The following is an 8,137-nucleotide window of genomic DNA, read 5'->3' as shown; positions in this document are numbered from 1 at the left end:
GTAGAGTTAATCCACCCGATCGCAATGGACCCAGGTCTACGTTTTGCGATCCGTGAAGGTGGTCGTACTGTAGGTGCTGGTGTTGTTGCTAAAGTAACTGCATAAGCCCAATACTGTGTTACACTCAAATCGGAAGCTTCGGCTTTCGATTTGCATAATAGGCTAGTAGTTCAATTGGTAGAGCGTCGGTCTCCAAAACCGAATGTTGGGGGTTCGAGTCCCTCCTGGCCTGCCACTTTTTTTTTATAAAAAAGCTTAATTCTGGCTGAGTTGTCATATAATAAGTCGCGAATTCTACGACGAGTAAAAAAATGTCGAATGATAAATCGCGTGACGCATTAAGCGACGCGCCAATCCCTCAAAGAAATAATGCTGCAGAAGTTGTAAGCTCTGGTACTCCACTTGATGCTGTCTTGTGGCTGATTGCTATCGCTTTATTGATCGGTTCAGCATTGGTAAATCAACATTTACCTGCCTATTGGGCACCAGCAAATGATATTTGGGTGCGCGTTGGGGTAATTTTGGCTTGTATCGTCGTCGCTTTAGGTTTATTATACGCCACCCATCAAGGCAAAGGCTTTGTGCGTTTGTTGCAAGATGCGCGAATTGAACTGCGTCGAGTGACCTGGCCAACAAAACAAGAGACGATCACGACTTCGTGGCAAGTTCTTTTGGTTGTACTTGTTGCATCATTGGTTTTATGGTGTTTCGATTACGGGTTAGGTTGGTTTATTAAGTTAATTATCGGGTAAGAGTGCGATGAAACGTTGGTATATTATTCATGCCTATTCAGGTTTTGAAAAACAAGTGATGCGTTCACTTAATGACCGAATCCAGCGCAGCACTGTTGCTGATAGCTTTGGTGAAGTCCTTGTCCCTACTGAAGAAGTAGTGGAAATGAAGGATGGTAAGAAGCGTAAGTCTGAACGTAAATTCTTTCCTGGCTATGTGTTAGTCGAAATGGAAATGAATGATGATACTTGGCACATCGTAAAAGAGTGTCCAAAGGTTCTTGGTTTTATCGGTGGTACACCAGAAAAACCAGCACCGATTTCACAACGTGAAGCTGATGCGATTCTTGCGCGTGTACGTAATACTGGTGAAGCACCACGTCCTAAGACGATGTTTGAACCAGGTGAAGAATTGCTCGTTGTTGACGGTCCGTTCACTGACTTTAAAGGAGTCGTGGAGGAAGTTCAATACGATAAGTCACGTTTAACGTTGACGATTAATGTATTTAATCGACCAACTCAGGTTGAACTCGAGTTTCGCCAAGTCGAAAAAACGATTTAATCTGCCTAGGTTGATAAGCGCCCGATTTGATCGGGCATTGTTGTTCAAACACTTCGGTGTTGTTTAATTTTTTGGGGAGCCTAACGGCGTCTGTACCCAGAGGTAATTTTCAATGGCTAAGAAGATTGACGGCTATATCAAGCTGCAAGTTCCAGCTGGTAAAGCGAATCCATCTCCACCAATTGGTCCTGCTTTAGGTCAACGTGGTGTAAACATCATGGCATTCTGTAAAGAATTCAATGCTGCTACACAAAAACTTGAAGTTGGTTTGCCAATTCCTGTCGTGATCACTGTGTACAACGATAAGTCGTTCACTTTCATCATGAAAACTCCACCTGCATCTATTCTTCTTAAGAAAGCTGCTGGTATTCAAAAGGGTTCTTCTGTACCTAACAAAACTAAAGTTGGTAAGTTGACTCGTGCTCAATTAGAAGAAATCGCGACTACTAAAGAACCAGACTTAACTGGTGCTGATTTAGACGCTCGTGTTCGTACCATCGCTGGTTCTGCACGTTCTATGGGCTTGGAAGTGGAGCTATAAGACATGGCAAAGTTAACTAAACGTCAAAAAGCCATCGCTGCTGCTGTAGAAGCAAACAAAGTTTATACTTTGGAAGAAGCAGTACAAGTTCTTAACAGCCTTCCAGCTGCGAAGTTCAAAGAATCTTTAGATATCGCTGTAAACCTTGGCGTAGATCCACGTAAATCTGATCAGGTTGTTCGTGGCGCGACTACTTTACCTGCAGGTACTGGTAAAACTGTACGTGTAGCTGTATTTGCTCAAGGTGCTGCTGCAGAAGCTGCGAAAGCTGCTGGTGCTGATATCGTTGGTTTTGATGACCTTGCTGAAAGCATTCAAGGTGGAAACCTTGATTTCGACGTTGTTATTGCTGCTCCTGATGCAATGCGCGTTGTTGGTAAGCTTGGTACAATTCTTGGTCCACGTGGCTTAATGCCAAACCCTAAAGTGGGTACAGTAACTCCTGATGTTGCTAACGCGGTTAAGAATGCTAAATCTGGTCAAGCACGTTACCGTGTAGACAAAGCGGGTATCATCCACGCTGCGATCGGCCAACTTGGCTTTAGCGAAGAAGCTGTACGTCAAAACGTTGAAACTTTAATTGCAGACTTGAAAAAGTTGAAACCTGCAACTTCTAAAGGTGTATACGTTAAAAAGATCACTTTGAGCTCAACTATGGGTCCTGGTTTGATCGTTGACGTAAGCAACGTATCTAAGTAATTAGAAAGAATTTTAAAGCCTTAGATTTGCTCTTTGAGGAAATCTAAGCAAACTTTGAATTGATAAATGAATATTTATCAGCGTCAAAGACCTCAGGCGAGAAACATTTTCGAATGTTTTTCTTAATCATCCAGTCTGAGTAGACGCGGTGGTGTGATTTATTCCTCCTCCGCGTGTAAGTCTGAATAGGGCTTACGAATTGGGAGTGCATCTGTTAAGGGTGCATAAATCACCGTTAGGAGGTTTTACGATGGCTCTTCTTATCGAAGACAAAAAACAGATCGTTGCAGAAGTAAACGAAGTTGCTTCTAAAGCGTTCTCTGCCGTTGTTGCTGACTACCAAGGCTTAACTGTAGAGCAATTAACAACACTTCGTGTTGAAGCTCGTAAGTTAGGTGTTACTACACGTATCGTGCGTAACACTTTGGCTAAGCGTTCATTCGAAGGTACTCAATTCGATATCTTGAATGACGACCTTGTTGGTCCAACAATTCTCGGTTTCTCTACTTCTGAAGACGACATGGGTGCAGCTGCACGCTTGTTCGAAGAATTTGCGAAAACTAACAAAGCATTTGAACTTAAAGCTGCTGCATTTGATGGCAAAGTTTATAAAGGTGCTGACGTTAGCGTTATTGCGAACCTTCCGAACCAAGAGAAAGCGCTTACTATGCTTGCCTCTGTTCTTCAAGCTCCTATTTCGAAATTGGGTCGCCTTATTACAGCGCTCAAAGAGAAAAACGAGTCAGAAGCGGCTTAATCCTATTTTCACACCATTCAATATCCATTTGGAGTTATTCTCATGGCTTTAACTAACGAAGAAATCTTAAACGCAGTTGCTGAAAAAACAGTTCTTGAACTTGTTGAATTAATCTCTGCTTTCGAAGAGAAATTTAACGTATCTGCTGCTGCTGTAGCTGTTGCTGCTGCTCCAGGTGCTGGCGCTGCTGCTGCTGAAGAACAAACTGAATTCAACGTTGAGTTGACTTCTTTCGGTGCTAACAAAGTTGCTGTAATTAAAGCAGTACGTGAAGCTACTGGTCTTGGCCTTAAAGAAGCTAAAGATATGGTTGAAGGCGCTCCAGCTGTTCTTAAGGAAGGCGTTTCTAAAGAAGAAGGCGAAGAACTTAAGAAGAAGCTTGAAGAAGCTGGTGCTACAGTTACACTTAAGTAATTCTGTAGGGAGTCGGTTTTTTGATAATCGGCTCCAAAAAATGGCTGATGGCTCTTGGGTCATCAGCCTTTTTGCGTTACAATAATCGGCTCGTTTTTTGTTAGTTTTGCGTATAATCCGCGTATTATTTAAGCAAAACCAATGAAATCAAACGCTTACCAATATTTTTTTGCTTATAAAAATATTGTTAAGCGTTTTAATACCACTAAAAATTGCAGCATTTGTAAACAGTGGTGGCCATATCGGCCTGCGTAATTCCTTCTAAGCCCGTTCTGCAGGCGGGTTTAGTTTACTTTCCGAGGACTCCAGATGGCATACTCATATACCGAAAAGAAACGGATCCGTAAGAATTTTGGTAAATTGCCCCACGTAATGGAAGCACCGTACTTACTTTCGATTCAGGTCGATTCGTACCGTACATTCTTACAAGGCGGTAAAACACCAAAAAATCGCGAAGATATCGGTCTCCAAGCCGCATTTCGTTCAGTTTTTCCTATTGAAAGTTATTCTGGCAATGCTGCTTTAGAATTTGTTGAGTATAGCCTTGGTAAGCCTGAGTTTGACGTACGTGAATGTATTTTACGTGGTTCAACTTATGCAGCACCAATGCGCGTAAAAATTCGTTTGATCATTAAAGATCGTGAAACGAAATCAATTAAAGACGTTCGTGAACAAGAAGTTTACATGGGTGAAATGCCACTCATGACCGATAACGGTACATTCGTTATTAACGGTACTGAGCGTGTAATCGTATCTCAATTACACCGTTCACCAGGCGTATTCTTTGACCATGACAAGGGTAAAACCCACTCAAGCGGTAAAGTGTTGTATTCAGCACGTATTATCCCTTACCGTGGTTCATGGTTAGACTTTGAATTTGATGCAAAAGATTTAGTATTCGTACGTATTGACCGTCGTCGTAAATTATTGGCGACTGTGATTTTACGTGCCTTGAATTATACCAATGAACAAATCCTGAATTTGTTCTACGAAAAAGTACCTGTATATCTTGATATGGGCAGCTATCAAATTGACCTCGTTCCAGATCGCTTACGTGGTGAAATGGCGCAATTTGATATCTTGGACAATGATGGTAAAACCATTGTTGAACAGGGCAAACGTATTAATGCACGTCACGTACGTCAAATGGAAGCTGCTAACTTAGCGAAGCTTTCTGTACCTGATGAATATTTATATGAGCGTATTACTGCTGAAGATATCACACTGAAAAGTGGTGATGTGATTCCTGCGAATACCGTTCTTAGCCATGAAGTAATGGTGAAGTTGGCTGAAGGTGGTGTTAAACAATTTAACATCCTGTTCACGAACGACATCGATCGTGGTCCTTTCGTTGCAGATACATTACGTGCAGATACCACAACTGGCCGTGAAGAAGCGCTTGTTGAAATCTATAAAGTAATGCGTCCAGGCGAGCCGCCAACGAAAGAAGCTGCTGAAAACTTATTCAATAACTTGTTCTTCTCTTCTGAGCGTTATGACCTTTCTCCAGTGGGTCGTATGAAGTTCAACCGTCGTTTGGGTCGTCCTTACGAAGTGGGTACTGATCAGAAGTCACGTGAAGTTGAAGGTATTTTATCGCACGAAGATATCATTGATGTATTACGTACATTGGTTGAAATCCGTAACGGTAAAGGTGAAGTCGACGATATCGATCACTTGGGTAACCGTCGTGTACGTTCTGTTGGTGAAATGACTGAAAACCAATTCCGTGTTGGTCTAGTTCGTGTTGAACGTGCTGTTAAAGAGCGTTTAAGCCAAGCAGAAACAGATAACTTGTCTCCACAAGATTTAATCAATGCAAAACCAGTTGCTGCTGCAATCAAAGAATTCTTTGGTTCAAGCCAGTTATCTCAGTTCATGGACCAAAACAACCCATTGTCTGAGATTACACACAAACGTCGTGTATCTGCGCTTGGTCCTGGTGGTTTGACACGTGAACGCGCGGGCTTCGAAGTACGTGACGTACATCAAACTCACTATGGTCGTGTTTGTCCTATTGAAACGCCTGAAGGTCCAAACATTGGTTTGATCAACTCGCTTTCTGTTTACGCAAAAGCGAATGACTTCGGTTTCTTGGAAACACCATACCGTAAAGTTGTCGATGGTCGTGTAACAGATGATGTTGAATATTTATCTGCAATTGAAGAAGTGGGTACTGTCATTGCACAGGCCGATTCTGCAGTGGATAAAGATGGCAACTTGACTGAAGAAATGGTTTCTGTACGTCATCAAGGTGAATTCGTACGTATGTCGCCTGAGCGCGTAACACATATGGACGTTTCAGCACAGCAGGTTGTTTCTGTTGCAGCATCATTGATTCCATTCCTTGAACACGATGATGCGAACCGTGCATTAATGGGTTCGAACATGCAACGTCAGGCTGTTCCTACATTGCGTGCTGACAAGCCGCTTGTTGGTACAGGTATGGAAGCAAACGTAGCACGTGACTCAGGTGTGTGTGTGATCGCAAACCGTGGTGGTGCGATTGAATATGTTGATGCATCTCGTATCGTTATTCGTGTAAACGAAGATGAAATGATCGCGGGTGAAGCAGGTGTAGATATCTACAACCTGATCAAATATACACGTTCAAACCAAAATACATGTATTAACCAAAATGTCATCGTGAACTTGGGCGACAAAGTTGCTCGTGGTGATATCTTGGCTGACGGTCCATCGACTGACATGGGTGAACTTGCGCTTGGTCAAAACATGCGCGTCGCGTTCATGACATGGAACGGTTATAACTATGAAGACTCGATCTTACTTTCTGAGCGTGTACTTCAAGAAGACCGTTTAACGTCGATTCACATTCAGGAATTGTCATGTGTAGCACGTGATACCAAGTTAGGTGCAGAAGAAATTACTGCCGATATTCCTAACGTAGGTGAAGCTGCACTGTCTAAACTGGATGAGTCAGGTATTGTTTATATCGGTGCTGAAGTAACTGCGGGTGATATCCTTGTTGGTAAGGTAACGCCTAAAGGTGAAACTCAGTTAACACCTGAAGAAAAATTACTTCGCGCAATCTTTGGTGAAAAAGCGGCTGACGTAAAAGATTCATCTTTACGTGTTCCGTCTGGTACTAAAGGTACGGTTATCGACGTTCAAGTCTTCACGCGTGACGGTTTGGAAAAAGATGAACGTGCACAAGCAATTGAAAAAGCTCAGCTTGATTCATACCGTAAAGACTTGAAAGAAGAATACAAAATCTTCGAAGAAGCAGCACGCGAACGTATTGTTCGTTTGTTGAAAGGTCAAGAATCTAACGGTGGTGGTTCAACTAAACGCGGCGATAAACTTTCTGAAGACGTATTGTCTGGTTTAGAGCTTGTTGATTTACTTGAAATCCAGCCAAATGATGAGGCAATTGCTGAACGTTTAACTCAGATTCAAGTGTTCTTAAAAGAGAAGAGCTACGAGATTGACGAGAAGTTTGCTGAGAAGAAGCGTAAACTTTCTACAGGTGATGAATTAACAACTGGCGTATTGAAAGTTGTTAAGGTTTACCTTGCAGTTAAACGTCGTATCCAGCCTGGTGATAAGATGGCGGGTCGTCACGGTAACAAGGGTGTTGTTTCTAACATCTTGCCAGTTGAAGACATGCCACATGATGCGAATGGTGTACCAGTCGACATCGTATTGAACCCGCTGGGTGTACCGTCACGTATGAACGTGGGTCAGATTCTTGAGACTCACTTGGGTATGGCGGCGAAAGGTCTTGGTGATAAGATCGAAAAAATGTTGAAAGAACAACGTACAGTGATTGAACTGCGTGAATTCTTAGACAAGATTTATAACAAGGTTGGTGGTGAGCAGGAAGAGCTTGATAGCTTGACTGACGCAGAAATCTTGGCGCTTTCAGGCAACTTACGTGCTGGTGTTCCATTGGCGACTCCTGTATTTGATGGTGCTGAAGAAAGCCAGATCAAAGACTTACTTGAATTGGCAGACATTTCTCGTACAGGTCAAACAGTATTGTTTGATGGTCGTACAGGTGAACAGTTTGACCGTCCTGTAACTGTAGGTTACATGTACATGCTCAAATTGAACCACTTGGTTGATGACAAGATGCATGCGCGTTCAACTGGTTCTTACTCACTTGTTACCCAACAGCCGCTTGGTGGTAAAGCACAATTCGGTGGTCAGCGTTTCGGTGAGATGGAAGTATGGGCACTTGAAGCATACGGTGCAGCATATACGCTCCAAGAAATGCTTACTGTGAAGTCGGATGACGTCGAAGGCCGTACACGCATCTATAAGAATATTGTAGATGGTAACCATTATATGGATCCGGGTATGCCTGAATCGTTCAACGTATTGACCAAAGAGATCCGTTCTTTAGGTATCAACATTGAACTGAAAAATGGTGACTAAATCCCCCTCGATCCCCCTTTGTTAAAGGGGGAAGT

General features: G+C 42.7%; 8 protein-coding genes and 1 tRNA gene. All 9 read left to right on the top strand.

What is annotated here, in order from left to right; translation table 11 throughout:
- A partial coding sequence (locus tag IEV36_RS13990; RefSeq protein WP_074166867.1) for an EF-Tu C-terminal domain-related protein occupies nucleotides 1-105 on the top strand: 105 nt, incomplete at its 5' end.
- Between the two features lie 54 nt (nucleotides 106-159).
- A tRNA-Trp gene (locus tag IEV36_RS13985) sits at nucleotides 160-235 on the top strand.
- Between the two features lie 76 nt (nucleotides 236-311).
- Complete coding sequence (secE, locus tag IEV36_RS13980) at nucleotides 312-752, top strand: preprotein translocase subunit SecE (RefSeq protein WP_004774015.1); 441 nt, start codon at nucleotides 312-314, stop codon at nucleotides 750-752.
- Nucleotides 753-759: 7 nt separating this feature from the next.
- A complete protein-coding gene (gene nusG, locus IEV36_RS13975) occupies nucleotides 760-1,293 on the top strand; it encodes a transcription termination/antitermination protein NusG (RefSeq protein WP_004774016.1) in 534 nt (177 codons plus the stop codon).
- A 112-nt stretch (nucleotides 1,294-1,405) separates the two neighbouring features.
- Entirely contained in the window at nucleotides 1,406-1,834 is a 429-nt protein-coding gene (rplK, locus tag IEV36_RS13970) for a 50S ribosomal protein L11 (RefSeq protein WP_004637639.1), read from the top strand.
- Nucleotides 1,835-1,837: 3 nt separating this feature from the next.
- Nucleotides 1,838-2,533, top strand: coding sequence for a 50S ribosomal protein L1 (gene rplA / locus IEV36_RS13965; RefSeq protein ID WP_004656290.1), 696 nt, complete (start codon nucleotides 1,838-1,840; stop codon nucleotides 2,531-2,533).
- 250 nt (nucleotides 2,534-2,783) lie between these two features.
- Nucleotides 2,784-3,290, top strand: coding sequence for a 50S ribosomal protein L10 (gene rplJ, locus IEV36_RS13960; protein ID WP_004774017.1), 507 nt, complete (start codon nucleotides 2,784-2,786; stop codon nucleotides 3,288-3,290).
- Nucleotides 3,291-3,332: 42 nt separating this feature from the next.
- Nucleotides 3,333-3,704: a 50S ribosomal protein L7/L12 gene (gene rplL / locus IEV36_RS13955; protein ID WP_004774018.1), complete on the top strand. Its 372-nt coding sequence runs from the start codon at nucleotides 3,333-3,335 to the stop codon at nucleotides 3,702-3,704.
- Nucleotides 3,705-4,013: 309 nt separating this feature from the next.
- Nucleotides 4,014-8,102 (top strand): DNA-directed RNA polymerase subunit beta, encoded by a 4,089-nt coding sequence (gene rpoB, locus IEV36_RS13950; protein WP_005255527.1) that lies wholly within the window; start codon nucleotides 4,014-4,016, stop codon nucleotides 8,100-8,102.
- Nucleotides 8,103-8,137 lie beyond the last annotated feature (35 nt).

The organism is Acinetobacter vivianii, assembly GCF_014635885.1.
Lineage (GTDB): Bacteria > Pseudomonadota > Gammaproteobacteria > Pseudomonadales > Moraxellaceae > Acinetobacter > Acinetobacter vivianii.
This window is presented reverse-complemented; position numbering and strand designations above follow the sequence as displayed.

Bases quoted from the DNA above. Each gene is read 5' to 3' on its own strand.
- nusG (WP_004774016.1), top strand. From the start codon at position 760: ATGAAACGTTGGTATATTATTCATGCCTATTCAGGTTTTGAAAAACAA.
- rplL (WP_004774018.1), top strand. From the start codon at position 3,333: ATGGCTTTAACTAACGAAGAAATCTTAAACGCAGTTGCTGAAAAAACA.
- rpoB (WP_005255527.1), top strand. From the start codon at position 4,014: ATGGCATACTCATATACCGAAAAGAAACGGATCCGTAAGAATTTTGGT.
- rplK (WP_004637639.1), top strand. From the start codon at position 1,406: ATGGCTAAGAAGATTGACGGCTATATCAAGCTGCAAGTTCCAGCTGGT.
- rplA (WP_004656290.1), top strand. From the start codon at position 1,838: ATGGCAAAGTTAACTAAACGTCAAAAAGCCATCGCTGCTGCTGTAGAA.
- secE (WP_004774015.1), top strand. From the start codon at position 312: ATGTCGAATGATAAATCGCGTGACGCATTAAGCGACGCGCCAATCCCT.
- rplJ (WP_004774017.1), top strand. From the start codon at position 2,784: ATGGCTCTTCTTATCGAAGACAAAAAACAGATCGTTGCAGAAGTAAAC.